Below are 25,825 nucleotides of genomic sequence, written 5' to 3'. Positions count from 1 at the left end.
TATGTGATCTGGACAAAATTTGTTGAAGTTTTAATCTCAATCCTTACAATCCGCGCAAACGATTAAATGCTGTATATGTCTAGTAAAAAGGTCTAGACGTTTCTACTACCGAGCCTATCTTGGTGACTACAGTTTTTAGTGTAGAGACCTCTCTATTCTCACAGCATTTGAATCTCCAAATTCTTAATTTATTGCAAAGGTTTTGTTGTGAGTACCGATTCCACCCTGAAAGCCCAGAACACCTCTGGTTCGCTTGATTCAATGTTTAAAATCACTGAAAGAAAGACCACGATCGGCACTGAGCTGTACGCAGGTTTCATTACCTTCTTGGCAATGAGCTACATTCTGGCGGTTAACCCAGCGATTTTGGGTGGTATCCCAGGTATGGATAAAGGTGCGGTATTTACTGCAACGGCTTTGGCTGCAGCCATCTCGACGTTAATCATGGGCATCTGGGGTAACTACCCTGTGATGCTAGCGCCGGGCATGAGTATGAATGGCTTTTTCAAAGGCCTGCTATTGAGTGGTTCTGTGGCTGTGCTTTGGAATGAAGCGCTATTTGGTATCTTCCTTTCTGGTATTTTGTATCTCGCATTCTCATTGACCAATATTCGTAAATCGATGATTGAATCGATCCCAGAGGACTTAAAGCTGGCGATTACGGTCTCGCTCGGTTTGTTCATCGCGTTCTTAGGTCTTAAGAACGCGGGCATCATCGTTTCGAATCCGTTTGTATTGGTTGGTTTAGGGGATATCTCAGACCCACAAGTGATCATCGCTTACATCAGTATTTTTATTGCGCTTGGCTGTATGGTTCGTGATATCAAGCTAGCGACATTTATCTCATTCGTATCAGCGATTGCACTGACAATCCTAGCTGACGTGTTCATGGGTACATCAAATGCGCCAATCCCAGAGCAGCTAGTCGCGATGCCACCGAGCATGGCAGGTAGCTTCGGCGCGATTTTCGATTTCTCTGCGTTCACCCCTGAGAAAATGTTCGATCTATTGTTCATCGTACTTATCTTCCTGATTGTCGACTTCTTTGATGGCTTGAGCACGATTGTTGGTGTTGGCCGTGATGCAGGTATCATCGATAAAGATGGTAAGGTGCCAAATGCGAAGTCTGCTCTAGTGGCAGATGCGGGTGGTACGGTGATTGGTTCGATTCTTGGTACCACATCGATTACTGCTTTCTCTGAGTCGGGTATTGCCTCTTCTCAAGGAGCGAAGACAGGTTTGGCGGCAGTGATGGTTGCAGGCTTGTTCCTAATCTCGCTATTTCTGTACCCAATCTTCTCTATTTTCTCGGCGGCTATGGTTGCGCCGGCGATGGTCGTGGTAGGCATCTACATGGTGGGCCGCCTTGGTCAGATCAATTGGGAGAAGAAAGAGTCTCGCATTGCAGCCTTCTTCACCATTATGTTCACGGTACTAAGCTTCTCACCTGCAAATGGTATGGCGATGGGCTTTATCAGCTATGCATTCACTATGGTGGTCGCAGGTAAGGGTAAAGAAGTTCACCCGTTAATCTATGGCCTGTGTGTGGTGTTCCTAACCTACCTGATTCTGCTTTAAGGCTAATTGGCCGAGTTAAGCTGAGACAAAGAATGAATAAATGGCTCTGCAGTGAATGTGGGGCCATTTTTGTATCTGCCTCAACAAAAGGTGTGCCATTGTTGGTGTTCTCCGATAGAGAAGGGGCGACTTATATTGAGGCATGCTATTGTAGAGATTGGATTAATTATTTTTGAAGAGTGACTATGCCTTCTCATTTACCCAAATCTTTCAGTAAGCCTTTCTTAAAGGTTTTCCATATTCTTGAAGCGGTGCTGCTGGTGGCGATTACCCTTGCAACACTGTTTGCGATGCTTGAGGAGTTCATGCACGTCTTCACAGAGCGCAGAGTACAACTGACCGATATTCTGTTGATGTTCATCTATCTCGAAGTGTTGGCCATGGTTCAGCAGTTTGTGATGAACGGTAAGATCCCTGTGCGTTATCCAATCTACATCGCGATGATGGCGATCGCTCGTTACATTACTCTGGGAATGAAGGAACTCGATGCGGTTCTGATCGTTTGGCTATCTTTAGCAGCATTTATTCTAGCGGCCGCAACCTTGCTGATTCGAGTTGGTCATCACTACTGGCCGTATGTGGACCTTCGAACCAAGCAGCCGGACGAGTAAAACCGTCGACTTATAAGTCATTTAAGAGCCCAGCCATGTCGCTGGGTTTTTATTATCCCTATTGTGTCAAAAAGACATTAAGGTGTCTTTTTGTATGTTGTTAATATGGAGTCTTAATGACTCCTTTGCTTGTCTTTTCCTTGATATATAAGTCTTTGTGTTGTGGCATGAATGTTGATTAGTGAGTATTAGACTCATATAAGGAACACGCTATGCATTTTGAAAGCACTCATTACAAACCTGAAATATTCTCCGAAAAGGTTGCGCTTCTTGTTACTCGACTTCTCAAAAAAACGCTTAACCTGTTTTATGGAAAACATTTAGCCAAACGTGCGATGTTGTTGGAAACCATTGCGGCTGTACCAGGCATGGTCGCAGGTGTATTTAACCACCTTAAAGCACTACGTCGTATGAAAGATGACGGCGGTTGGATTAAAGAGCTATTGGATGAAGCAGACAATGAACGGATGCATTTGATGATTTTCCTGACCGTTACCAAGCCATCCATTATAGAACGCATCTTAGTGATGTTACTGCAGTTTATCTTTCTCATCATCTACGGCGTTATCTACCTAGTTTCTTCTAAAACTGCGCATAGGATTGTCGGCTACTTTGAAGAGGAAGCCTGTAACAGTTATTCAGAGTACATATCCAAAATTGAAGAGGGGGCTCTGCCCAACCATCCAGCGCCAGAAATCGCGATTACCTATTATCGCCTACCTGAAGGCGCAACATTCTTAGATGTGCTTTTCCGTATCAGAGAGGATGAAGCTAAGCATCGCGACAAGAATCACGACATTGCCAATCTCTACAAAACGAAAGACTTACCTGAACATCAATGCTAATGCTCCTTTATTACTAAAATAAAGAAAAGCCCCTGCATCTTTCGATACAGGGGCTTACTTGTATTAGCTCTGCATTGGCTTATTCAATGTTCTGAATTTGCTCACGCATCTGTTCGATAAGAACCTTTAGCTCTACGCCAGATGCTGTGATGTCAGTGCTGATAGACTTAGACGCTAGCGTGTTTGATTCACGGTTGAACTCTTGCATCATGAAGTCCAGTTTACGGCCACATGCGCCGCCTTTCTTCAATACTGCATTGGCTTCTTTCACGTGAGAGTCAAGGCGGTCTAGCTCTTCGGCTACGTCTGACTTCTGTGCGAGTAAGATAAGCTCTTGCTCAACGCGAGAACCTTCAAGCTCAATTTTCGCTTCTTCAAATTTGTTAAGCAGTCGCTCACGTTGCCATTCTAGGATCTCAGGCATGCGTGCACGTACTTTTACCACTTCTTCAGTGATTGCATCTAAGCGCTGTACGATTAGCGCCTTCATGTTCTCACCTTCACGAGCACGAGCATCAATGAACTCTGCAATCGCATCGTTGAACGCTGCTAGCAGGTCTTTGTTGATCGCATCCATGTCTTGCTCAGGCGTTTCCATCACACCAGGCCAGTTCATTACTTGGAATGGATTCAGACGGCTCTCTTCACCTGTCATGGTCATCACTTGGTTCGCCGCATTGATCACTTGCTGCGCCAAACCTTCGTTGATGCTTAGCTCGCCTTTTGCTGCTGGGTTAGCTTCAAAGCGTAGGTTACATTCTACTTTGCCGCGCGCTAGGCGCTTACGGAAACGCTCGCGTAGGATTGGCTCTAAACCACGGAACTGTTCAGGCATACGGAAGTAAGTTTCTAGGTAGCGCTGGTTTACACTACGGATTTCCCATACTGCGCTGCCCCAATCGCCTTTTACTTCTTTGCGTGCGTACGCGGTCATACTATAAATCATCGAATTTTCCTGTCTTTTATCATTCTGAAAATAACGCGCACGCATAGTATCACGATACGGGTGACAGCCGAAGCTCATCACTTTTGCTAAGGAATCACTTTTCTTGAACAGCGTCTTCGAATGGTAAATAGCTTTGCACGATAAACTGCTATATAATCTCGCCCCAATCAAATATGTCTCACCCCTTTCTTAGGTGATGCACGCTTTCGATAGTAAATCACTTCAGACTGTTAATAAGGTAGATACCAATGCGTCCAAATGACCGCGCTGTAGATCAAATTCGTCCAATTAAAATTACTCGTAACTACACAGCTTATGCTGAGGGTTCTGTATTAGTTGAGTTCGGCAACACTAAAGTTCTATGTAATGCGACGGTAGAAGAAAACGTACCGCGTTGGTTGAAAGGTCAAGGAAAGGGTTGGGTAACGGCTGAATACGGCATGCTGCCACGTGCAACGCACACTCGTAACCGTCGTGAAGCAGCGAGCGGTAAGCAAGGTGGTCGCACGATGGAAATCCAACGCCTGATCGCTCGTAGCCTACGTGCTGTTGTGGATCTTAAAGCGATGGGTGAAATAATGATCACTGTTGATTGTGATGTTATTCAAGCAGACGGCGGTACACGTACTGCGTCTATCTCTGGCGCAAGCGTAGCAATGGCTGACGCAATCAAGAGCCTATTAGACAGCGGTAAACTGAAAAAGAACCCAATGAAAGGCCACGTAGCGGCAGTTTCAGTGGGTATCGTTGGTGCAGAAGCACTGTGTGACCTTGAATACGTTGAAGACTCAGCAGCCGATACAGATATGAACGTTGTAATGACGGAAGACGGTAAGATGATTGAGATTCAAGGTACCGCAGAAGGCGAACCGTTCAGCCACGAAGAGCTGATGAAGCTTTTAGCCCTGGCGAATAAGGGCATTGCCGATATCGTCGAAGCGCAGAAAGCAGCGTTGGCCGACTAGTCATTTTTAATAGCTCCCAATTTGGGGGCTATTTTTTTGTCTGTAAAACCCGAAAGGGTGGTACAGAGCGTAAGTTAAGTTTTATTGAGTAAACATAGAGGATGAGCATGAAAGCATATCAACGTGAATTTATTGAATTTGCACTAGAGAAAGAAGTACTTAAGTTTGGTGAGTTTACTTTAAAGTCTGGCCGTAAGAGCCCTTACTTCTTCAATGCTGGATTGTTTAACACAGGCCGTGACCTAGCGCGCTTAGGTCGTTTCTACGCAGCAGCACTGGCGGATTCTGGTATTGAATTTGATGTACTGTTTGGCCCTGCATACAAAGGTATCCCAATCGCAACGACAACAGCTGTTGCACTGGCCGATCACCACGATGTAGACACGCCTTACTGCTTTAACCGCAAAGAAGCAAAAGACCACGGTGAAGGTGGCAACCTAGTCGGTAGCGCACTGGAAGGTCGCATCATGCTGGTGGACGACGTAATCACTGCAGGTACTGCAATTCGTGAATCGATGGAAATCATCCAAGCGAATGGTGCTGATCTAGCGGGCGTTCTTGTTGCGATTGACCGCCAAGAGAAAGGTAAAGGTGAGCTATCTGCGATTCAAGAAGTAGAACGTGACTTTGGTTGTGCGATTATCTCTATCGTTAGCCTGACTGACCTAGTAACTTTCCTTGAAGAGAAGGGCACTGACGCAGCGCACCTTGAAGCAGTGAAAGCGTACCGCGCTCAGTACGGCATCTAATACAATTTGTTATAGCTATAGAATGCAAAAGGGGCTGATGAATCATCAGCCCCTTTTCTTTTGGTTCAGAATAGTATTTATAGCGGCTACTCTACTTATAACGAATACCGCGTTCAGCTTCTGGGTCTTCCATGGTTTTGAAACGTTTGTGTAGCCACATCCACTGTTCTGGTGCACGTAAGATGATTTTCTCAAGGTAGCTATTCATGTAAACAGCAGCTGCTTTCTCATCTTTTTGCGGGTAGTTATCTTCGATGGACTCATCGGCCATGATTTCATATTTGCCGTTGTCGTTTCTAAAGCCAGAACCTGGAACAATCGCGCAGCGGCTGGTGTAAGCCAGAATGCTAGTACCAGTCGTCGTACACGCATCAGGCACTGCGAAGAAAGGCACAAATACAGATTTATTGCGACCGTAATCATGATCAGGAAGGTAGAAGAGGATCTCACCCTGACGCAAGATTCGGATCATGCGCTTCACATCTTTACGGTGAATGAGGCGGTTGCCGTTTTGGGTACGACCGCGGTACTGAATGAACTCATAAGCAGGGTTGTTGTGTGGACGATACACCCCTAAGCCAGGAATACCGAGTACAGCCATCGCTCGTGCGGTGATCTCTAGGTTCAAGGCATGCACACAGCAGAGAAGAACACCTTTGCCATTGGCTTTGTGCGTACGCAGCATCTGAGTGTCTTTGTCTACTAAGATTCGCTTGAAGCGCCACGTCGGCCAGAACCAAGTAATACCGGTTTCGATCAGCGCCATACCCGTATTCTTAAAGTTCTCGCTCACCATAGCCGCAACTTCATTTGCTGGCTTGTCTGGGAAGGCGAGTTCTAAATTGCGAGTGGCGACTGCGACGCGCTTTTTGCCATAACGAGCGCCTAAAGTGCCCAATGAGCGGCCTAACAGTAATAACAGGCGGTAAGGTAGAACGTTAACGATAAGCGCCAACAACCCAAAGCCGAACCATACTCCCCAATATTTAGGGTGAAGCAGTGCCAGTGTAAAAGGCGGCTTAGTAATAACGTGTTGTGCAGTGCTGCTTGTCGGAGAAGTTTTCGTCATAACCATCACTTAAAGTTGGATTGCTACTTAATCTGAGCGCTGAGTAGTGCCCAATAAGCATCGAAGTTTTCTGTTGGTTGATACTTGAAGTCAGAACGCACAAAGCGATTTAGGCTGCCTTCAACTTGGCCGAGCAATTGTGCCGCTAAGATTTTCTCATCAACCGGGAATGATTTCCCTTCACGAAGCTTTCTTTCTCGCAGAATTTGGCGAAGTTGAGTCTCAATGCGTTCGAATAGCTGATTGATGCGGTCACGTAGGCGCTCGTTTTCAAACATTAGAGCATGGCCAGATAAAATTCGAGTCAGGCCTGGGTTACGTTCTGAGAAAACTAAGATCAGTTGCAGTACTAGGCGTATGCGCTCTAGCGTGTCTTTCTCTTCATCCAGAATGCGGTTGATTCGAGACATCAAGGCTTCTTCAATAAACTCGATAAGGCCTTCAAACATGCGAGCTTTGCTAGGGAAGTGGCGGTAAAGTGCTGCTTCAGAAACGCCAACTTGCTTGGCTAATTTTACCGTCGTGATACGAGAAGCACCTTCGGTCGATTCCAACATTTGTGCGAGAGCTTGTAGGATTTCTTCACGACGGTTTGATTTTCGAGTACCAGCCATCTATTTACTTCCTTTCCTAAAGATGAGGATTGAGTGAAGAAGGATTATAAACACCATTCAATTCTGTTTCCTAGTTTTGTAAGCCCTAGGTCAACAGAATCGAGAGGTGTCAGCAGATTGTCAGCTCAAAATTGTCTATTTATCCGACAATATTGCTCTAATCAGTGAGTTAGTGATTCTTTTCTAGCAGTTGTTGGATCTGCTCAAGGATCTGGAATCCAAGCGCACCTTTGCTATCCAATGGCAGAGATTTATCGCCACCTTTCCAATAAAGGTGCAATTCGTTGCTGCTACTATTGAAGCCTTGGCCTTCAACAGACACATCATTAGCGCAAATCATATCCAGGTTCTTTCGCTCTAGCTTACCGCGAGCATATTTCTCAACGTCTTGCGTTTCAGCCGCAAACCCTACTGTAAATGGGCGGCCTTCAGTCATTGCCGCGACAGAAGCGACGATATCTGGGTTTTTCACCATGTGAATCGTCATGTCATCTTTACCATCTACTTTTTTAAGTTTCTGGTCTGCAATGGTTTCAGGGCGGTAATCAGCAACGGCGGCGCAGCTGATGAAAACATCGTGTTGGGCGGCGTGAGCAGTAACGGCATCAAACATCTGTTGAGCACTATCGACATCGACGCGAGTCACTTTTTCTGGAGTAGCGAGTGACACAGGGCCGCTCACTAAAGTGACCGTCGCACCTTGTTTAGCAGCGGCTTCAGCTAATGCATAGCCCATTTTCCCTGAGCTATGGTTGGTGATGTAACGCACTGGGTCAATAGCTTCACGAGTTGGTCCTGCAGTAATAAGTACAGAGCAGCCAGCAAGTGGTTTAGGTTGGAAGAAGTCTTCACAGCGGTGTACAAGCTGCATTGGCTCTAACATGCGGCCCATGCCTACATCACCACACGCTTGTTCGCCAGCCGCTGGGCCCCAAATCTCACAACCACGACGTTTTAGCGTCGCGATGTTCTCTTGAGTGGCAGGGTGACTGTACATCTGTTGGTTCATTGCTGGCGATACCGCAACTGGCGCATCGGTCGCTAAAACCAATGTGGTCAGTAGGTCATTGCCCATGCCAGCAGTCATACGTGCAATAAGATCGGCAGTCGCCGGTGCCAACAATACTAAGTCAGCCCATTTTGCGAGTTCGATGTGACCCATTGAAGCTTCAGCAGCAGGATCAAGCAAACTATCAGACACTGGCCTTCCCGAGACCGCTTGCATGGTCAGTGGAGTGATGAACTCTTTGGCTGCATTGGTCATGACGACCTGCACTTGTGCCCCACGTTCAACCAAGCGTCGAGTCAGCTCGGCACATTTGTAAGCAGCGATACCACCACTAATACCAAGAAGAATTTTTTTCCCTGCTAGGCCTGGTTGGTCAGCGTTACTCAGTGGATTAACCTGTGTTTGCATGATTCTGTTCCTTAATTTTTCTGCGACTTACGATATCAGAACAAAGGATGAGTGCCTAGAAGCAGAACTTGAACAGACTTGACGCTCATCAAATTGGCGTTATCAAACTTATCAATTACACGGTTTTGTTGGTGGCTCGGCTGACTTTATCTCTATTTAATGATCTCTGGATACTAGCTGGTTACGCTGATGGGTTATGTTCATAAGCAATGGATTTGCTCTTCTATGCCGATAAATAAAATGCCTGCAGAGTCGATGCCAAGAGAGAAACTGCTTACTCGAGGGCCAGATTCTTTGAGTGATGCTGAGCTGCTAGCCATCTTTCTTCGAACGGGCACGCAAGGAATGAACGTTCTAGAGCTGGCAGATAAGCTGCTCAAGGACTTTGGCTCGCTTAGGCACCTTTTTTCTGCAACACAAGCTGAGTTCTGTGCTCATAAAGGGATGGGGCAGGCGAAGTATGTTCAATTGCAAGCCGTACTGGAGATGACGCAGCGTTATCTCGCAGAGACCTTATCTCGAGGCGATGCACTGACCAGCCCGAGTCATACCAAACTCTATCTCTCAAGTATGTTGCGCGACCGCCAGCGAGAAGCCTTCTATATACTGTTTCTTGATAACCAAAATAGAGTAATAAAGGATGAAGTGATGTTTGAGGGGACGATTGATGCTGCATCGGTTTATCCTAGAGAGGTCGTTAAACGGGCACTTCACCATAATGCTGCCGCCCTCATATTGGCACATAACCACCCTTCGGGTATTGCAGAGCCAAGCCAAGCAGACAGACGAATAACTCGTCGATTGACTGATGCCTTAGCGCTGGTGGACATTCGAATTCTCGACCATTTTGTGGTCGGAGACGGCGAAGTTGTCTCTTTTGCTGAGCGCGGATGGATTTGAATCACATTTTAGGTTGTTAACTACGTTAAATCTGCTATCATTCCGCCCACATTTTTAGACCTAAAATCAGCTCTGATTACTCAAGCAAGCTGCGCTGCACAAAAAAAGATCACGAAATCCGCAAAAAGGATCTGTTCGGGTCTTGAGCAATGCGTGTCAAGTTAGTATAATGCGCGACCTTTGATAGCCTTGTATGGATTTTCCATAACGGTTTTTACCTTCTATTTTAATTGATAGAGAGGTTCGGCCACCAAGGTTGATATCGAGCTGAAACGATTGGAGAAGACATTCATGTCCCGAGTATGCCAAGTAACTGGTAAGCGTCCAGTAACGGGTAACAACCGTTCACACGCACGCAATGCTACTAAGCGCCGTTTTCTGCCGAACCTACAAACTCATCGTTTCTGGGTAGAGAGCGAAAAACGTTTTGTTAAACTACGTCTAACTGCTAAAGGCATGCGTATCATTGATAAGAAAGGCATCGATGCTGTTCTTGTTGATATCCGTGCACGTGGCGAAAACGTTTAAGAGGAATTAAGCAATGGCTAAAGGCATTCGTGAGAAAATTCGTCTAGTATCTTCTGCAGGTACTGGTCACTTCTACACAACTGATAAGAACAAGCGTAACATGCCAGGCAAATTTGAGATCAAAAAGTTTGATCCAGTAGTTCGCCAACACGTTATGTACAAAGAAGCGAAAATCAAGTAATTGATGCTTTTTTGGCTCTTCTTCAGTAGAAGAAAGAATTGAAAAACCCAGCTTAATCGCTGGGTTTTTTTATGCCCAAAATTTGGTGACTTCATGTACTTTTTAGTCTTTATAAGGATCTAGCCGGTACAAATAGCAACATAGAAAGTATCGCCACTTTCACGATATACTGAAGGCTCAATAGGTTAGATGGCAGAATCAGATGAGATATCGTGGACGCAGGTGGAACAACATACTCATGTTAAGCGTGATCGCTTTTATTGGGGTGCTCAACCTTCCGACTTTGATCAAAGCGTATCTTATCGAGCCAGAACCTGAGCAACAGGTTAGTAGCCCTTATCCCTACCTGTTAAATCCTGGAGCCGAGTTGCAAGCGTTGCACTTTGCTAAGTGGTCATTGGTACTCGAAGATGGTCAGTGGGGTTATCAATTGAAAGGTTCCGCCCCAGCTCAAAGCATTAGCGCTCAAGAACGCGCTCAACGCTGGCAACAGCTTGTTGGTACCGAGGTTGACTCGCAAACCTATACTGACCTTGCTTCTCAGCTTACTACCCCACACACCATAGAAGTGTGGTATCAAGACCAAGAAGAGCCTCAACGTATTACTTATTATCAGCTGCCTGAGTTTTGGTTGTTAAAAAACTGGAATGATCAGTGGTTGGCGGTGTCTATTGAAGAGAGCTACCTGTTTCCAAGTCTTAGCCAAGACAATCCCTCAACATCGGACGATTAGATTATGCCTGAATTACCCGAAGTCGAAGTAAGCCGCATGGGGATCTCGCCTCATTTAGTCGGCGAGACCATTAAGACACTGACCTTTCGTACGCCAAAGCTGCGTTGGGATATCCCACAAGAGCTTAAAAAGCTAGAAGGGCAGGTGATTCGTGCGATCTCGCGTCGTGCTAAGTACCTGTTGATTGAAACTGATACAGGTACTGCAATTGTTCATCTTGGAATGTCTGGATCACTGCGCGTATTAGATGCCGATTTCCCGGCGGCAAAGCACGATCACGTGGATCTCAAGCTGACTAACGGCAAAGTACTGCGCTATAACGATCCGCGTCGTTTTGGCGCTTGGTTGTGGTCGGCGCCTGATGAAGTTCACTCTGTGTTGCTTGGCTCTGGACCTGAGCCGTTAACCGACGATTTTAATGCTGACTACACCGCTGAGAAGGCAGAAAAGCGTAAAGTTGCGGTCAAGCAGTTCATCATGGACAACAAAGTGGTGGTCGGTGTCGGGAATATCTACGCTAATGAAGCTTTGTTCTCTGCAAAAATCCACCCGTTACGATCGGCAAACAAAGTAACCAAAGCTGAATGGATCTTGTTAACCGATGAGATCAAACAAGTGCTCGCGACGGCTATTAAGCAAGGTGGCACGACGTTGAAAGATTTTTCTCAGGCGGACGGTAAACCAGGCTACTTCGCACAAGAGCTGCAAGTGTATGGTAAAGCAGGTGAAAAGTGCCCAAGCTGCGAAGCGCTGATTCAAGAGCTAAAAATCGGTCAGCGCAATACGTTTTATTGCGAAGAGTGCCAAGTATAGAAAATCTGAACTCGTGTTCACTTTTTATTGCTAGTCGGTAGGCTAGCGAGTGGCTACAATTGTACTAATTATATGAATTGAGAATAGTAGAATGAAATATTTAGTAACTGGCGTTGCTGGTTTTATTGGCTCTGCAGTGTCAGAGAGACTATGTGCGGCAGGACATGAGGTTGTTGGTATCGATAACCTAAATGACTACTACGAAGTCTCTCTGAAACATGACCGCCTTAAGCGAATCGAACATGAAAACCTTACCTTTATCGAGCTTGATCTAGCTGATAGAGAAGGTATCGCTGATCTTTTCGCACAGCAAAAATTTGACCGCGTTATCCACTTAGCGGCACAAGCTGGCGTTCGTTACTCAATCGATAACCCAATGGCTTATGCGGACAGCAACCTTGTTGGTCACTTAGCTATTTTGGAAGGCTGCCGTCATAACAAGGTTGAACACCTAGTTTATGCTTCTTCAAGCTCGGTATATGGTCTGAACCAGAAAATGCCATTCCACACGGCAGATAGCGTTGACCACCCGATTTCATTGTACGCAGCGACTAAGAAGTCGAATGAGCTGATGGCGCATACCTATTCTCATCTATACGATGTGCCGACAACAGGTCTACGCTTCTTTACGGTTTACGGCCCTTGGAGCCGCCCTGATATGGCGATGTTTAAGTTTGCGAACTTAATCGTGGCGGGTAAAGAGATCGACATTTACAACAACGGCGACATGATGCGTGACTTCACTTATATCGATGATATCGTTGAAGGCATTATTCGTGTACAAGACCGAATTCCAGCAAAACAGCCAGATTGGACAGTAGAGCAAGGTTCACCAGCAACCAGCTCTGCACCATACCGTGTATTCAACATCGGCCATGGTAGCCCAGTTAAATTGATGGATTACATCGAAGCATTGGAAACTGCGTTAGGTATCGAAGCGAAGAAGAACTTCATGCCAATGCAACCTGGTGATGTATACGCAACTTACGCCGATACTGAGGATCTGTTTGAAGCAGTTGGCTACAAGCCTCAAGTTAAAATCCAAGAAGGCGCCAAAGCATTCGCGGATTGGTATAAGGCTTACTACTCACTGTAACCCCCAATTGTAGTTATAAAAAATAGCGCTCAATGAGCGCTATTTTTTTGTTTTTAATACAGGATTATTCCGTTTTTATTCTAAAACTTTGGGCTGTACTCTTTATTCAAGGTAAACAAGTGATTGATGTTTGTGACTAGATTGAGCACCATACTTTTCAATTTATTCATTAGTTTCATTGAAGCAACAAAGTAATTCTTTTCTCCTTGATGCTTACGGTTACCAATGATCGACGGCTTATCATTTCGTTGCATTCCTGCTTGATTGACACCAAACATCGGTTGATTGTGAATCCAAGTGTTTCTCAAGAATACATCAACAGGGTGTCTAAAGGTTTGACTATGTTTGATGAATGCTTTTGCGGCAGTAGGAGATAGCGCATAGCCAGCCGTCCCTTGAGGTACCTTTAAATATTTGACTAGGTTCTGTTTCTCGTACTTACAGACTGGATAATTTAATCTGTTCTTACTATTTTGTAATCGAATATACCCGCATTGTTCAATATGTTGTTTTGCGATGGTTAAAGTATTCCGAAAAGTATCTGCATCAATATCAACATGATCTTCGAAAACTAATATGGGTTCATTAAGTTCGACACACTTTTGCCAAACTAAGTAATGACTTGCATAGCATCCAACTTCGCCAATTGCGTGTGCTCTCCCCATATTGTATTGAAATTCATTGCTCTCAATTCTTTCGAGCAAAGGGTGTTCATCGACTCGAGCATCCACCCCAATAAAAAATTCAAAGTCAACCTGAACATCCTTAAGGGCAGTAGTTGTCGACTTTTGTCTACAATGATTATTTTTTAAGGTAATACAGTATGATTTCATAATGTTGTATTGATGTGTTTGTTGTTAGGGGAATATGTTAGCACCTACCTGTTTTGTTGCGATAGTTAGCCACTTTCCTGTAAGTGAGGGTTGTGATTGATGTCAACAATCCTAGAACTAATGAGGTTAATTTGTTACTAAAGATGTGTTTGAGGTTCTTAACTGTAAAATCTATTACTCGCTGTAGTAATTGATTCATCCGAATTAAAAATAGCGCTCAATGAGCGCTATTTTTGTTTTTGAATACAGGATTATTTCACTGTTTTCAGTTTGATTTCATCTGCAACTTTCTGTGGCACAAACTGACTTATTTCCCCACCGTGTATCGCGACTTCACGAACAATAGTCGAAGATAGGAAAGCATACTCTTCCGAAGGGGTTAGGAACACGCTTTCAAGGCCGGGGAGTAGCTTGCGGTACATGCTAGTGAGACCGAACTCGTACTCAAAATCCATAGTTGTTCTTAGGCCACGTACCAATACGTTAGCTTTCTGCTCTTTGGCAAAGTCGACAAGTAAACCAGAAAAGCCTTCAACAGATACATTAGGTAAGTGAGACACGGCATCACGCAACAGCTCTACTCGTTCATCTAACTGAAACATGGTCTTTTTGCTTGGACTCGCGGCTACTCCCACCGTGATATGATCAAACATGCTTGCAGCTCGGACAATAATATCGAGGTGACCATTGGTTACCGGATCGAAAGTGCCTGGGTAGATAACGTGAGTGGTCATATTAGCTGTCCTTGCTTGGTGTTTTAATAGAGTTTAAGGCTTTATCGAGTTTCTGCTGTACCATGTCGAGCGTGATGTCTTTCATCAGATCATCGCCTTTTGCTCGAGTTCCCCACGGAAGGTCTTTAACCGGTTTCCCTTGTTGCGCCTCTACATGTTGTTGATAAACACTGACTACGATATCAAGGTCATTGTAGGGCCCTGTTCTTCGAGGATCACTGTGTGCGTATAACCCGATGACAGGTGTTGATTGTGTCGTTGCCAGATGTGCTGGACCGGTATCTGGTGCGATTACCACGGTCGCATGCTTGAGTACTGCGGTGAGCTGTTTTAGGTGAGTTTTACCAATTAAGTTGATGATAGGAGATTGGCATAGCGCTTCGATGTCGTTACCAAGGTTTACTTCTCTTGGTGCTGGAGAGCCACACAGTACCACTTGCATCCCTTTTTCTACTGCATAATCGGCAATAGCGGCATATCGCTCAGTTAACCAGTTACGTGAATCTTTGCTTGCGGCAGGAGAGATAACCAAGGTTTGTTTCCCAGCCATGGTGTCGATGGCTAGTTGTTCGTCTTCCTGTGTTAAAGGAATATCCCACAGGGGTTTATCGAAGGGTACACCAATGTAGCGAGCAAACTCGGCAAAGTTATCTAACACATGAAACTTATCTGAAATAGGCAGGTGGCGATTAGTAAAGAGTGATTGCATTTCACGAGTACGGTTTTTGCCAAACCCTACTTTACACTTCGCCTTTATTCCCCAGGAAAGTACGCTGGCTCTGAGTGCGGCTTGCATGTGTAGCAGCGCATCAAATTTTCGATCTGACAATTGGCGCCATAGTTCACGCATTCCTTTGAAGCCTTGTTTCTTATCGAAAATAATTACCTCAATACCCGGCAGGTCGCCGATCAGCATGGCTTCTATTTTCCCGGTTATCCAAGTAATTTTCGTTTCAGGCCACTGCTTCTGGATGGCTTGAACCACAGAAATAGCATGACAAACATCGCCAATCGCGGATAGGCGAAGTATGCAAAGAGATTGAGGTGCAGTTGAGAACAGTGACATAAAGAGCCCAAAAAAGTGAATAACATCAGAATTATGCAGATACTCGCATTAGTTGTAAAATAGCAATGACGAAAAGCGACCCAAAGGCCTCATAGATGGAAACGATTAACACTAAGAACCAAACAATTTGGTATGACCCTGAGCTTCTGGCACAAGTGCCGGAGGGTGAGATGGTTCAGATCTTTGAGGCAGAATACTGGCAGCAACGTGAGTCTATTTCAGGGAGTGCACAGGGGCGTGGTACCACCTGGTTTATTCAACTTGATGGAATGCAAGCCGCGTTGCGTCACTATCGCCGTGGTGGGCTATTTGGCAAACTCGTCGAGGACCAATATCGATTTTCTGACTGGGAAAGCACGCGCTGTGCGATGGAGCTTAATGTTCTTAAGGTACTAGCTAATGCAGGTGTGAATGTACCTAAGCCGATTGCCGCTCGGGCGACGAAAAGCGGGCTTTTTTATCGTGCAGATCTGATGTCGGAACGAATTCCCAATGCGAAAGATCTGGTTGATGTCTTGGTTTCTGATCCGATACGTGCGGATGTTTATCAAAAGATTGGCCGCGAGATACGCAAAATGCACGATGCTGGGGTTAATCACACTGATCTCAACATTCATAATATCCTGCTTGATGATTCACAAAAGGTGTGGATTATTGACTTTGATAAGTGTGGTCAGCAAGCGGGTGATGACTGGAAAGAAGGTAACTTGAGTCGCTTAAAGCGCTCATTCCTAAAAGAAGTGAACAAGCGCCAGATTCAATGGCAAGAGTCAGATTGGGAGCCTCTTTTAACAGGCTACCAAGGCTAACGAAATCGAATGGTTTTTAGGGCGTATTGACCTTTTGCGGTTAAATTTTGTTCGGATGGGGACGCCTAGTCAAAAGCGTTTTTATCGCGGCGAGGGGGAAGTAGCCTAGTCATTCTAAGCAAATCTCCCTTAACAAAGAGTAAAGTGCTTTTTGCGGGGGCGTCTAGCTCGAACCCTTCGGGCAGCGTTTGCTGGTCATTTCTACTACGTTATCGGCTTATCATGTAGGCTAGCTACACATCAAAGCCTCTGCCTTGTATAAATACCCAGCAACTCGCTGCAAAAATCAGCTCAAAAGATCAACACGCCCTAGTCAATAATATATTGTAAGGTGCTATCCAACGCCCCTCGGTTCTGCTCAACCACTTGATAAGCCGCTAAGCCCCTGTCTTGACACAAATCAGGGTGGGTAAATAGCTCTCTGAGCTGGTCAGTAATTTCATTGCTGTTTTGACAAATAGTAACAGCATTCGCCTCAAGCAGTTTGTCGGTGATTTCGCTAAAATTAAAGTAACTAGGGCCATTCAGTAGAGGCAACTTCAGGGCTGCTGGCTCTAGCAAGTTATGCCCTCCTACTTTATCTCCAACAAGGCTTCCGCCCATAAAACAGACATCAGCACCGCCGAGTAGTACCAACATTTCGCCCATGGTATCAGCGATATAGACTTCAACATCAGATGTTAATCGCTGCTGACTCGTTCGAGTTATAGTGTTGAAGTCGTGCTGCTTAGTGAGCTCTGCCACTTGGTTAAATCGCTCAGGGTGGCGAGGAACGATCATCAGCAACGCATTTGGATTGTCTTTAAGAAGTTGCTTATGAGCATCTAAAACAATGTCGTCTTCACCTTGATGAGTGCTAGCAGCAATCCAGACATCGCGATCAAAACCTATCTGTTTCCTCAATGCTTTGCCTTTTTCAACGTGTTCAGTAGAGACTTCAATATCAAACTTGATTGAGCCCGTCACATGCACAGATGCTTTATCTAGGCCTAGCCTTACAAAACGTTCCGCATCACTAGGGTACTGACAGAGTACCTGAGAAAGGTTATTAGCTAGAAGGTTAAACACGGGTTGGAATTTGGCGTAGCGTTGGCATGAACGTTCAGAAAGGCGAGCGTTGAGTACTGATATAGGAATCCCAGCTTTCGCCACGCAATGTAGCGTGTTTGGCCAAAGCTCTGTTTCCATAATCAACATCTGCTTTGGCTGTACTGATTTAAGGAAGCCTCGTACACACCAAGAAAAATCAATCGGCATGTAGCGATGTTCGACCAAATCACCAAGCTTGTCTATTTGCTCAGCACCTGTGCTGGTTGTCGTGGTAACAATGATGGCTTGATTTGGTTCTCTCTGCCTCAATTGCTTGATAATAGGTATCGCAGCAATAGATTCACCCACCGACACCGCATGAATCCAGATAGGGCTTTTACCTTGAACTTGCGGCGTGATACCGAAATGCTCTTTCCAGCGCTTGCCGAAACTTGGTTTGCCGGGTTTGCTCTTATAAAGCCCATAGAGGAGTAGTGGAGAGGCCAATGACAATATAAGAGTGTATATAAGCCGTATAAGCATAAGAACAGTGACACCAGAGGGTAAAATCAGTAATGAGAAGAGTATTTTCTTCAATCTCGAAAGTAAAGAGCGTTATAATTAAATGCTTAGTGACACTTTCAAACGGAAATGGTGAACTCTATCTCATCGCTTATTCAAACCGATCAATCCTATCGTTTTTTGCTCTATGTCGAGCAAAACTACTCATTTGCTATCCTTCGCCCATTTTATAATTACGCGAAGCAACTTGGCCATGACGTAAAGTGGTTGCTCGTTGGTGAGGATGCTTCTGAACATCTTTTATTAGATCAAGAGCAGCGCGTGTCTTTGACAGAAGCTGTCGCCTATAATCCTTGTGCTGTCTTAGTACCCGGAGATCGCGTTCCTGCTTTCATTCCAGGGTTGAAGGTGCAAGTGTTTCACGGTTTGAATGAGAGTAAACGAGGGAACTTATATCCTGAGCGTGGTCTATTTGATTTGTATTGCACAGAAGGCCATGAAAGAAGCAACTCATTGGAACCATTAGCTAAGCAGCGCGGCTACTTTCAAGTCAAAGAGACTGGCTGGTTGAAGCTAGATAGCTTGTTAAATTACCAAACCAGTGACAAGCATTTTGAAAGACCTCAAATTCTATTCGCTTCCACTTTTTCGCCAAGTTTATCCTGTGCTGAATTGGTTTATGAAGAGCTTAAGCGCCTAAGCAAACTGAGCCAGTGGCAATGGTTAGTCACATTGCATCCTAAAATGAAGCAAGAGACACGAGAAAAATACCAGGCGTTGGAAGGGGACAACCTTCTGTTCTTCGACAATGATCGAGTGATTGAAATGCAGCATCGTGCTGATGTGATGGTATGTGACAACTCATCGATCTTTCAGGAATTTTTGTTGCTTAATAAGCCGGTTGTTACGGTAAATAACCGAGACCCTCAAGCGAGTTTCATCAATATTACCCAAGCAGAGCAGTTAGAATCCGCAATTCAACAAGCGATGCTACCGGATGAAGCAAGAGACAAAGCCATCGCTAATTATGGTCCGTCAATAACGCCATATTTGGACGGGCAATCCTCAGCGAGAGTTCTGAGTGCTATTACGGATGTGCTAGAAAGCGGTTGGCAGGATAAAAAACCAAAAAATTGGATTCGTAACTTTAAAATCCGTAAATCTTTAAACTATTGGAAATTCTAGGGCTGAATAATGAGAAAACATACCCTGTCTGTCATTGTTATTACCAAGAATGAAGAAGACCGAATTGAAACTTGCCTTAAATCTGTGGTTGATATTGCCGATGAGCTAATTGTGTTAGACAGCGGTTCAACGGACGCAACCGTTGAGATATGCCAAAAATATACAGACAACGTGACCATCACCGATTGGCCGGGCTTTGGTAAGCAAAAGCAACGAGCGCTAGATAAAGCGACATGTGATTGGGTGTTATCAATCGATGCAGATGAAGCTTTAGACCCTGAAATGAGCAAGGCTCTTGTTGAATTATTAAAACAAGATCAAATCAAACATACTGCTTACAAACTTCCTTGGGGAGTGACGCTCTATGGAACAACACTTAAGCATGGCCGCAGTGCTCGTGCTGTGTTGAGGCTCTTCAAAAGAGAAGGTTCTAGATATACGTTGGATGAAGTGCACGAAACTGTTGTACCGGAACAAGGAACGACGGGTATCCTGAAAGGCTACTTGCTCCACTATACTCACCGAGATTATGGGCACGGCTTAGATAAAGCGGCGCAATATGCTTGGCTTGGTTCTCAAAAATATCACCGTAAAGGTAAGAAATCACACGGCTTATTTCTTGCTCTACTACGAGCGATGTGGACGTTTTTCCTTGTGTACATTATCCGTCGTGGTTTTATGGATGGCAGTGTCGGTTTCATTATGGCTATGACTTACGCTCAGGTGAATTTCAATAAATATGTTGGTTTGTGGATTCTTGAAAATCGCTCAGAAGACAGTTCAACAGACCAAGCTAAATAGGGACCGATAGATGAAGATTTTAGTTTGTGCATCTTACTTACATGCATGGAACAGTTTGCGTCCAGAAGCTGCGATTTTTATCGAGCTAGCTCGTCAAGGGCATCAAGTGACGATCATGACTCAGGGAGAATCTGAGCACGTATCGAAGCTAGAAGAGCACGGCATCCGAGTTGTTGATGGCTATCCTAAACGTAAAATTTGTTTTGATACCATTAAAAAGATCCGTCATGAGTTAAAAACGCACAATTACGATATCTGCTATGCTTTTAACTCTAAGACAATACCCAATGCAGCTTTTGCGTGTATTGGCTTTGACGTTAAGTTGGTTGTTTATCGAGGTACTACTGGCGGGCTGTATCGACATGACCCAAGTGCTTACCTAACTCAGCTCCATCCTCGCGTGGATGGTATTGTGTGTGTGTCTGAAGCAGTACGACAGGATGTAGTGAAGCGTGTTTGGAAGAACAAAGATAACGTTGTTACCATATACAAAGGGCATGAATTGGATTGGTACAAGGTACCACCAACTGAGCGCTCTGAATTTGGTTTGAGTGAAGAGGATGTTGTTGCGATTACTGCAGCGCACGTCAGGCCAAGCAAAGGTATTTCCGTTTTGCTTGAAGCGACCAAATACATTTCGGCACCCAACTTCCATCTGATCTTAGCGGGTAGTGGTTATGAGCCTCACTTTGATGAGATGAAAGCGAGCCCTATGAGTGAGCGAATTCATTACATAGGTCACCGAACCGATATCCCTTCAATTATGTGTATGGCAGACTTTCAAGTTCAACCATCGATCAGCGGAGAAGGGCTACCACGCACGATTGTCGAAGCAATGGCAAATGGCACAACTTCAGTAGTGACGACCACCGGTGGTGCTCCTGAACTCGTTGTAGATGGCGAAACGGGTTATATTGTCCCTACGGGAGACGCTAAAGCGTTGGGCGAGTCTATGGACAAGCTCGCACAAGACAAGGCCAAGTGCACAGCCATGAGTGAAGCGGCTAAGAAGCGCTTAGATGAAAGCTTTAGTTCACGAGTAACAGTGAAAAAGCACCTGGAATTTTTTGAGAAGTTGCTTCAGCAGTAATATAGAGTGAAGAGGGCTATTTAGCCCTCTTTGTTCATAAAGAACTCGGCTAGCTCAAAGTCTAATGGTTGGTCAATATCAAAAGAAACTCGATTTTCCATAACGTAGGCGAAGGATTCATCTGTGTATCTAATTTCGCCGTACTCCATAAACCTTCGAACATCAAAGATGTAAATAGCCCCATTGAATCGGAAAAAATCACCGCAATCTTGAGATCGTTTTAATGCTTCTGGGCGAATAAAGTCTCCCATTGTGCCATCTTCAGGGAGCGTGTTAGCCCAAAGCGGTGGGTGCTCACATGGTGTAACGGAAACTACAGAGAAAGCCTGCTTTTCAATGAACAGATCCAATGCTTCATCGATATGCTGAGCTGTTCGCAACGGAGATGTTGGTTGAAGCAGTACAATTATATCTATGTCACTACCAAATTTTTCTAACGTATAAGTTAAAACGCTTTGCGTCGTAGCAGTATCTGATGCTAGGTAGTCAGGTCTTAGCTCCGGAACATTGACACCAAATAGGGAAACTACATCTACAATCTCTTGGTCATCAGTGCTAACGAATATTTTGTCGATAAATTTACTGTTTTGAGCTGCATCAATTGACCACCCAATCAGTGGTTTTCCAGCTAGAGGCAGTACATTTTTTCTTGGAAGTCGTTTACTACCACCACGAGCGGGAATAAGTGCTAAGACCTTTTTTCCATTAATCATTAGAACATCCCTAAACTGTGAATATCAGCTTGTGCGCGATTAAAATCATCCATACGACCAATATCAAGCCAATATTCATGAATAGGAAACATTAGGATATTGTTTCTTTGTTCCATGTGCTGTTCTAGCAAAGTCGGCATATCAATTTTGTGACTCTGGGGAACCGAGTTAATCACTTCTGGAGAAACCACATATATACCAGCATTAACAAAGAAACGTTGAATTGGTTTTTCAACCATACTCGTTATTTTGTTTCCTTCTCCATTGATCACACCATAAGGGATTTGATAATCGTACTCTCGCACACACATTGTTGCGTCGGCTTGATTTTCATTATGGAAATCAAGTAGGCGTTGAAAGTCCACCTTAGTCAGTACATCACCATTCATCATTATGAGCGGTAACCCTTTCGGTAAATCATCGGGTAGAAGTCCCAGCGCCCCTCCTGTACCGAGTGGTTCATCTTCATGAACATAAGTAATGTTCACGCCAAGCTCTGTACCATCACCAAAGTAATTTTCAATTTGCTCAGGCATGTAATGGGTTGAAATATAAAAGTTTTGAAATCCGGCTTTGATAAAGTTATGTATCAATGTTTCTAGAATAGGCTTACCACCAACCTTTAGCATAGGTTTCGGACAACTATCTGTTAAAGGTTTAAGGCGAGTGCCAAAACCTCCAGCCATAATGAACACCGGGTTTTGATAGTTAGGCTTATTAACTAAGGCACGATGCAAGGTTTCTAAGCCAACTAATCTGCCATCGTCTACGATTGGAATAAACAGAATATCAAGCTTGTTCATTTGCTCAATCAAGTACTCTCTTGAGCTCTCTGAATTCGCGGTCATTGGTGAACAGTTCATTACATCCGCTACAGGAGCTTCGAGGTTTTTTCCTGATAAAAGCCCTCGACGAATATCTCCATCAGTTACCACACCTAATAATGCTTGAGAGGAGTCAACGACTAATGCACCACGCAGTGCTTCTGAGTCTATAATTTGTAGCGCATCTTTTAGTGTTGCTGCCGGTGATAAGATGGCTTGTTTCCAACTATTAATCATTTTCAATCAACTTAGTTTCTTGATTTTGTTTAGCGAAAGTAACAATCTGAGAGCCTATGTCTTTAACAATAGTGCTCCCTGCTCCTACAATACAGCCTTTGCCTAGCTCAATGCCCTGGATCACCGTTGAACCTGCTCCCACATACACACAGCAGTGAGTTTTAACTTGCCCACAAAGTGTTGCTCGAGGAGCAATGTGGTTATGCTGGCCGATGGTGCAATCATGTTCAATGAGTGCTGCAGTATTAATGATGCTGTGAGCTCCTACCTCAGCGCCGGCCTGGACGACTGCTTGATGAAGAACTTGAGATCCTTCAGCTAGTGACGCAAAATTTGAAACATGAGCAGTTGATGCTATAACGGTCTCAAATCGATAGCCTAGCTGGCTAAAATAGAGTCCAACTTTTTCTCGTAGTGAAGATTTTGGCATCATGCCGATACCATTTACCAACAGAACATCATTTGGTGAGTACTTCGTTATATCTGTGTCTTCTAAGAGTTGTGTAAGTCCCACGAAAACACTACGTTGAGTTATGTCATCTGGGCTAATAACTGCAATAATCTCTCGTCCTTTCTCCAGCAAAATATCGGTTAACACGCTAGCATGCCCACCTCCACCAATCATTACAATAGGAAGATTCACCTCATCACTCAATGATCAGCTCTCCTGTTTTGTATCCCTTGGTTGCTTTAGTGCCAAGAAGTTCCCAATAACGGTAAGGGGACAAACCAATACCTGGACGCTTAATTGTGAGGTTAGATTCTGTTAATTCTTCACCCTCTTTAATATCCATTGCTGCTACTAAGCTTTTTCGCGCTACGGATTTGTTTTTCATTTCAGATACTGTAGGAGTTTTTACGCTAGAGCCTAATGCAATCTCAATCTGACGGATGGCTTTTACCATTGCCTCTAGCTCTTGTGGCTCTAGAGAAGCTTTATGGTCTGGACCTTCCATGTTTTTATCTAATGTAAAATGCTTCTCTATGAGAACAGCACCACGGGCAACAGCCGCAATTGGTATCGTTATTCCTTCACTGTGGTCCGAATAGCCTGCCGCCAAGTCAAATGTTCGCCCTAGCGTATCCATTGCTCTTAGGTTGATTTCTTCCATTGGAGCAGGATATTCTGTCGTACAATGAAGAATTGTTACTTTCTCTTTTAGCGCTTTTTGACCAGCTTCTGATGCATAAGCTTCTTGGAAACCTAGCATCGAAGGTTCTGCTTTTTCATCTGCCGTATATCCGTAAGCAATCACTCCAAGAGCTGTCTCAATTTCGGAAATTGTTGCCATACCTGTTGATACAATAAGATCGCAACCGGTACGAGCATGAGCCAATACAAGAGGAGCGTTCGTTAATTCACCGGAAGGCAACTTCAAGCGCGTTAAACCAAGATCATTGACTAAGAAATCTAAACTTTCAAAATCGAAAGCTGTTGATAGAAACTCAATACCAAGGGACTCACAGTATTTGACGAGATCATGGTGGGTGTCGTACGACAGTTCTAAACGGCTTAACATCGCTAACTGAGACTCTTGCTTTTGAGTATTTGCTACTTGATATTCAGCTTGCTTAGCCTCTTCGGTAACTAGGTTTTTTGCTTTAAAAGTTTGGAACTTTACTATATCCGCTCCGGCTTTGTGAGCAGCGTCGACCAAAGAAAACGCTAGTTCTTCTTGGCCGTTATGGTTTACACCCGCTTCAGCAATAATCAAAGTCATTATTGTCTCACTCTACTTTCTTGTTTAAGTCAGGTTCAATGTTTACATCATAAAAAGACTTACAAGGATCAAAATCCAATCCTTTAATCATCTCTATGACTTGCTTGCTACTATCACCTTGCCCGTAGGGGTTAGCAATATTTTCATCTTCAGCTTTATACTTTCGGCTCACAGCGAGGCCAATCGCGCTACTGATGGATTCTTTCGTAGCTGTGGTGTTTAAAACACTTTTTGCGGCCAAGCGCCCCTTTTGTCTAGCCCCTATGTTCACTGTAGGGACATCAAAAGCTGGTACTTCAATAATACCACTCGACGAATTACCAATAACTGCAGCCGCATGCTTTACCGAGCTCAGATAACGCACTTGCCCTAGTGATGGGATTGCAAAGACACGTTTTGGTTGACTTGCTGCATAATCTTCTAGCATTGGGATAATGCGTCGACCACCGTCATCTGCGTTAGGGTAAGTCAATATAACTTGATGATCAGGGTATTCTTCCAATGCGTCTAAAAGCGATTGAAAGCTTTCCTCTGGAGATTCGTTACCCAGAGTAACAGGGTGATAAGTCACGACAAAATAAGGTTTTGTGAGTTCAAAACTTAGTGATTCACTCAACTCAGAAACCGTCATAAAAGACGCTCGGTTTAGGTGGTCTAAGCCAATTGCACCAATATTTCTGACACGTGCTGGTGATTCACCAAGTTGAATCACTCGGTTTCGGTATTCGTCTGTCGATGTACCATGTAGGTAACTCAACTTGGTAATCGCATGGCGAATTGCATCGTCATAAGCACCTTCTGTTATTTCACCACCATGAAGATGAATTATCGGAATACGAAGTATCATAGCCGTTTGCGCTGCAGCGAGCGCTTCAAAGCGATCCCCAAGAATGACAAGAACATCTGGCGCTAGTCGCGACAAGGCATCGGCAAACCCCAATACACCCAGCCCCATACTTTTCGCTGTACCTACAGCGGAATCAGAAGACAACAAAATCTCTATTTTCTCATCGATATTGAAGCCATCTTTTTCAATTTGTTTGTAAGTATCACCGAATTCCGGTGATAGGTGCATACCAGAAACAAGCAATTGAAGTGTTAGGTCAGGATCGCTTTGTATGTCCTTTAAAAGCCAAAAGAGCAGACCATACTCTGCTCTTGTACCAGTAAAGACCGCAACCTTTTTATGTGTCTGAGTCATGTATGTATTAAACCT

Annotated in this window: 28 protein-coding genes and 1 riboswitch; of the genes, 15 read left to right on the top strand and 13 right to left on the bottom strand. The window is 44.5% G+C overall.

The features are described 5' to 3' along the window. The first annotated feature begins 49 nt into the window (after nt 1–49). Nucleotides 50–149: riboswitch (purine riboswitch) on the top strand. Between the two features lie 58 nt (nt 150–207). The 3 genes from F0228_RS11210 to F0228_RS11200 all read left to right on the top strand — a co-directional run bounded on the left by F0228_RS11210 (nt 208) and on the right by F0228_RS11200 (nt 3,034). Then, nucleotides 208–1,578 (top strand): NCS2 family permease, encoded by a 1,371-nt coding sequence (locus tag F0228_RS11210; RefSeq protein WP_061033126.1) that lies wholly within the window; start codon nt 208–210, stop codon nt 1,576–1,578. 185 nt (nt 1,579–1,763) lie between these two features. Then, complete coding sequence (locus F0228_RS11205) at nt 1,764–2,189, top strand: phosphate-starvation-inducible PsiE family protein (protein ID WP_008224461.1); 426 nt, start codon at nt 1,764–1,766, stop codon at nt 2,187–2,189. Nucleotides 2,190–2,401: 212 nt separating this feature from the next. Further along, nucleotides 2,402–3,034 carry an alternative oxidase gene (locus F0228_RS11200; protein WP_008224459.1) on the top strand — a complete coding sequence of 211 codons (633 nt, stop codon included), beginning with the start codon at nt 2,402–2,404 and terminating at the stop codon, nt 3,032–3,034. 79 nt (nt 3,035–3,113) lie between these two features. On the opposite strand, the gene F0228_RS11195 is transcribed toward F0228_RS11200, so the two are convergent. Next, nucleotides 3,114–3,980: a YicC/YloC family endoribonuclease gene (locus F0228_RS11195; protein ID WP_061033127.1), complete on the bottom strand. Its 867-nt coding sequence runs from the start codon at nt 3,978–3,980 to the stop codon at nt 3,114–3,116. Between the two features lie 248 nt (nt 3,981–4,228). Between F0228_RS11195 and rph the strand changes: the two genes are divergently transcribed. Continuing rightward, complete coding sequence (rph, locus tag F0228_RS11190; protein ID WP_061033128.1) at nt 4,229–4,945, top strand: ribonuclease PH; 717 nt, start codon at nt 4,229–4,231, stop codon at nt 4,943–4,945. Between the two features lie 107 nt (nt 4,946–5,052). Then, nucleotides 5,053–5,694 carry an orotate phosphoribosyltransferase gene (pyrE, locus tag F0228_RS11185; RefSeq protein ID WP_004741430.1) on the top strand — a complete coding sequence of 214 codons (642 nt, stop codon included), beginning with the start codon at nt 5,053–5,055 and terminating at the stop codon, nt 5,692–5,694. Nucleotides 5,695–5,785: 91 nt separating this feature from the next. Here pyrE and lpxL read toward each other — a convergent pair whose 3' ends face one another. From lpxL to coaBC, 3 genes are all read right to left on the bottom strand, one after another. Further along, nucleotides 5,786–6,769, bottom strand: a complete 984-nt coding sequence (lpxL, locus tag F0228_RS11180) for an LpxL/LpxP family Kdo(2)-lipid IV(A) lauroyl/palmitoleoyl acyltransferase (protein WP_171730407.1) — start codon at nt 6,767–6,769, stop codon at nt 5,786–5,788. Nucleotides 6,770–6,786: 17 nt separating this feature from the next. Further along, nucleotides 6,787–7,377 (bottom strand): nucleoid occlusion factor SlmA, encoded by a 591-nt coding sequence (gene slmA, locus F0228_RS11175; protein ID WP_004741428.1) that lies wholly within the window; start codon nt 7,375–7,377, stop codon nt 6,787–6,789. A gap of 169 nt (nt 7,378–7,546) precedes the next feature. Beyond that, nucleotides 7,547–8,794 (bottom strand): bifunctional phosphopantothenoylcysteine decarboxylase/phosphopantothenate--cysteine ligase CoaBC, encoded by a 1,248-nt coding sequence (gene coaBC / locus F0228_RS11170; protein ID WP_171730409.1) that lies wholly within the window; start codon nt 8,792–8,794, stop codon nt 7,547–7,549. 225 nt (nt 8,795–9,019) lie between these two features. Here coaBC and radC point away from each other — a divergent pair, with 225 nt between their 5' ends. The 6 genes from radC (at nt 9,020) to F0228_RS11140 (ending at nt 13,045) form a co-directional block, all read left to right on the top strand. Beyond that, on the top strand, nt 9,020–9,694 hold the full coding sequence (gene radC, locus F0228_RS11165) for a DNA repair protein RadC (protein ID WP_004741426.1): 675 nt from the start codon (nt 9,020–9,022) through the stop codon (nt 9,692–9,694). A gap of 291 nt (nt 9,695–9,985) precedes the next feature. Then, nucleotides 9,986–10,222, top strand: a complete 237-nt coding sequence (gene rpmB, locus F0228_RS11160) for a 50S ribosomal protein L28 (RefSeq protein ID WP_004728407.1) — start codon at nt 9,986–9,988, stop codon at nt 10,220–10,222. Nucleotides 10,223–10,235: 13 nt separating this feature from the next. After that, a complete protein-coding gene (gene rpmG, locus F0228_RS11155; protein ID WP_002535344.1) occupies nt 10,236–10,403 on the top strand; it encodes a 50S ribosomal protein L33 in 168 nt (55 codons plus the stop codon). Between the two features lie 202 nt (nt 10,404–10,605). Then, nucleotides 10,606–11,136, top strand: coding sequence for a hypothetical protein (locus F0228_RS11150; RefSeq protein ID WP_171730410.1), 531 nt, complete (start codon nt 10,606–10,608; stop codon nt 11,134–11,136). 3 nt (nt 11,137–11,139) lie between these two features. After that, nucleotides 11,140–11,949 carry a bifunctional DNA-formamidopyrimidine glycosylase/DNA-(apurinic or apyrimidinic site) lyase gene (gene mutM, locus F0228_RS11145; protein ID WP_171730412.1) on the top strand — a complete coding sequence of 270 codons (810 nt, stop codon included), beginning with the start codon at nt 11,140–11,142 and terminating at the stop codon, nt 11,947–11,949. 91 nt (nt 11,950–12,040) lie between these two features. Then, on the top strand, nt 12,041–13,045 hold the full coding sequence (locus tag F0228_RS11140) for an NAD-dependent epimerase (RefSeq protein ID WP_171730413.1): 1,005 nt from the start codon (nt 12,041–12,043) through the stop codon (nt 13,043–13,045). Nucleotides 13,046–13,125: 80 nt separating this feature from the next. Here the strand turns inward: F0228_RS11140 and F0228_RS11135 are convergent, their stop codons facing one another. The 3 genes from F0228_RS11135 to F0228_RS11125 form a co-directional block, all read right to left on the bottom strand. Next, a complete protein-coding gene (locus F0228_RS11135; RefSeq protein ID WP_171730414.1) occupies nt 13,126–13,878 on the bottom strand; it encodes a glycosyltransferase family 25 protein in 753 nt (250 codons plus the stop codon). Nucleotides 13,879–14,129: 251 nt separating this feature from the next. Then, nucleotides 14,130–14,612 (bottom strand): pantetheine-phosphate adenylyltransferase, encoded by a 483-nt coding sequence (gene coaD, locus F0228_RS11130; RefSeq protein WP_171730415.1) that lies wholly within the window; start codon nt 14,610–14,612, stop codon nt 14,130–14,132. A 1-nt stretch (nt 14,613) separates the two neighbouring features. After that, the gene (locus F0228_RS11125; RefSeq protein ID WP_171730416.1) at nt 14,614–15,678 is read right to left on the bottom strand and encodes a glycosyltransferase family 9 protein; all 1,065 of its coding nucleotides are present in this window, start codon (nt 15,676–15,678) and stop codon (nt 14,614–14,616) included. A gap of 95 nt (nt 15,679–15,773) precedes the next feature. Here F0228_RS11125 and F0228_RS11120 point away from each other — a divergent pair, with 95 nt between their 5' ends. Beyond that, nucleotides 15,774–16,487 (top strand): 3-deoxy-D-manno-octulosonic acid kinase, encoded by a 714-nt coding sequence (locus F0228_RS11120; protein WP_171730417.1) that lies wholly within the window; start codon nt 15,774–15,776, stop codon nt 16,485–16,487. A 309-nt stretch (nt 16,488–16,796) separates the two neighbouring features. Here the strand turns inward: F0228_RS11120 and waaA are convergent, their stop codons facing one another. Then, entirely contained in the window at nt 16,797–18,059 is a 1,263-nt protein-coding gene (waaA, locus tag F0228_RS11115) for a lipid IV(A) 3-deoxy-D-manno-octulosonic acid transferase (protein WP_171730418.1), read from the bottom strand. Nucleotides 18,060–18,191: 132 nt separating this feature from the next. Between waaA and F0228_RS11110 the strand changes: the two genes are divergently transcribed. Genes F0228_RS11110 through F0228_RS11100 form a run of 3 tightly spaced genes read left to right on the top strand, consistent with a single transcriptional unit; the run spans nt 18,192 to nt 21,114 of the window. After that, entirely contained in the window at nt 18,192–19,223 is a 1,032-nt protein-coding gene (locus F0228_RS11110) for a UDP-N-acetylglucosamine 2-epimerase (RefSeq protein ID WP_171730494.1), read from the top strand. A gap of 9 nt (nt 19,224–19,232) precedes the next feature. Further along, nucleotides 19,233–20,024 carry a glycosyltransferase family 2 protein gene (locus tag F0228_RS11105; protein ID WP_171730419.1) on the top strand — a complete coding sequence of 264 codons (792 nt, stop codon included), beginning with the start codon at nt 19,233–19,235 and terminating at the stop codon, nt 20,022–20,024. 10 nt (nt 20,025–20,034) lie between these two features. Beyond that, a complete protein-coding gene (locus F0228_RS11100) occupies nt 20,035–21,114 on the top strand; it encodes a glycosyltransferase family 4 protein (protein ID WP_171730420.1) in 1,080 nt (359 codons plus the stop codon). A gap of 20 nt (nt 21,115–21,134) precedes the next feature. Here the strand turns inward: F0228_RS11100 and F0228_RS11095 are convergent, their stop codons facing one another. Genes F0228_RS11095 through neuC form a run of 5 tightly spaced genes read right to left on the bottom strand, consistent with a single transcriptional unit; the run spans nt 21,135 to nt 25,810 of the window. Continuing rightward, entirely contained in the window at nt 21,135–21,827 is a 693-nt protein-coding gene (locus F0228_RS11095) for an acylneuraminate cytidylyltransferase family protein (RefSeq protein WP_171730421.1), read from the bottom strand. Then, entirely contained in the window at nt 21,827–22,888 is a 1,062-nt protein-coding gene (locus F0228_RS11090) for a nucleotidyltransferase family protein (protein ID WP_171730495.1), read from the bottom strand. The genes F0228_RS11095 and F0228_RS11090 overlap by 1 nt, the downstream gene beginning before the upstream one ends. Next, a complete protein-coding gene (locus tag F0228_RS11085; RefSeq protein WP_128162732.1) occupies nt 22,881–23,513 on the bottom strand; it encodes an acetyltransferase in 633 nt (210 codons plus the stop codon). Before F0228_RS11085 ends, F0228_RS11090 begins: the two co-directional genes overlap by 8 nt. 22 nt (nt 23,514–23,535) lie before the next feature. Further along, nucleotides 23,536–24,609, bottom strand: a complete 1,074-nt coding sequence (neuB, locus tag F0228_RS11080; RefSeq protein WP_171730422.1) for an N-acetylneuraminate synthase — start codon at nt 24,607–24,609, stop codon at nt 23,536–23,538. A 7-nt stretch (nt 24,610–24,616) separates the two neighbouring features. Continuing rightward, nucleotides 24,617–25,810 (bottom strand): UDP-N-acetylglucosamine 2-epimerase, encoded by a 1,194-nt coding sequence (gene neuC / locus F0228_RS11075; protein WP_171730423.1) that lies wholly within the window; start codon nt 25,808–25,810, stop codon nt 24,617–24,619. Nucleotides 25,811–25,825: the final 15 nt, after the last annotated feature.

Origin of the sequence: Vibrio sp. 99K-1 (genome assembly GCF_013114585.1) — a bacterium.
In the GTDB taxonomy this organism is placed as follows: domain Bacteria; phylum Pseudomonadota; class Gammaproteobacteria; order Enterobacterales; family Vibrionaceae; genus Vibrio; species Vibrio chagasii_B.
The sequence above is the reverse complement of the archived record's forward strand: the minus strand, read 5'-3'. Positions and strand labels throughout refer to the sequence as shown.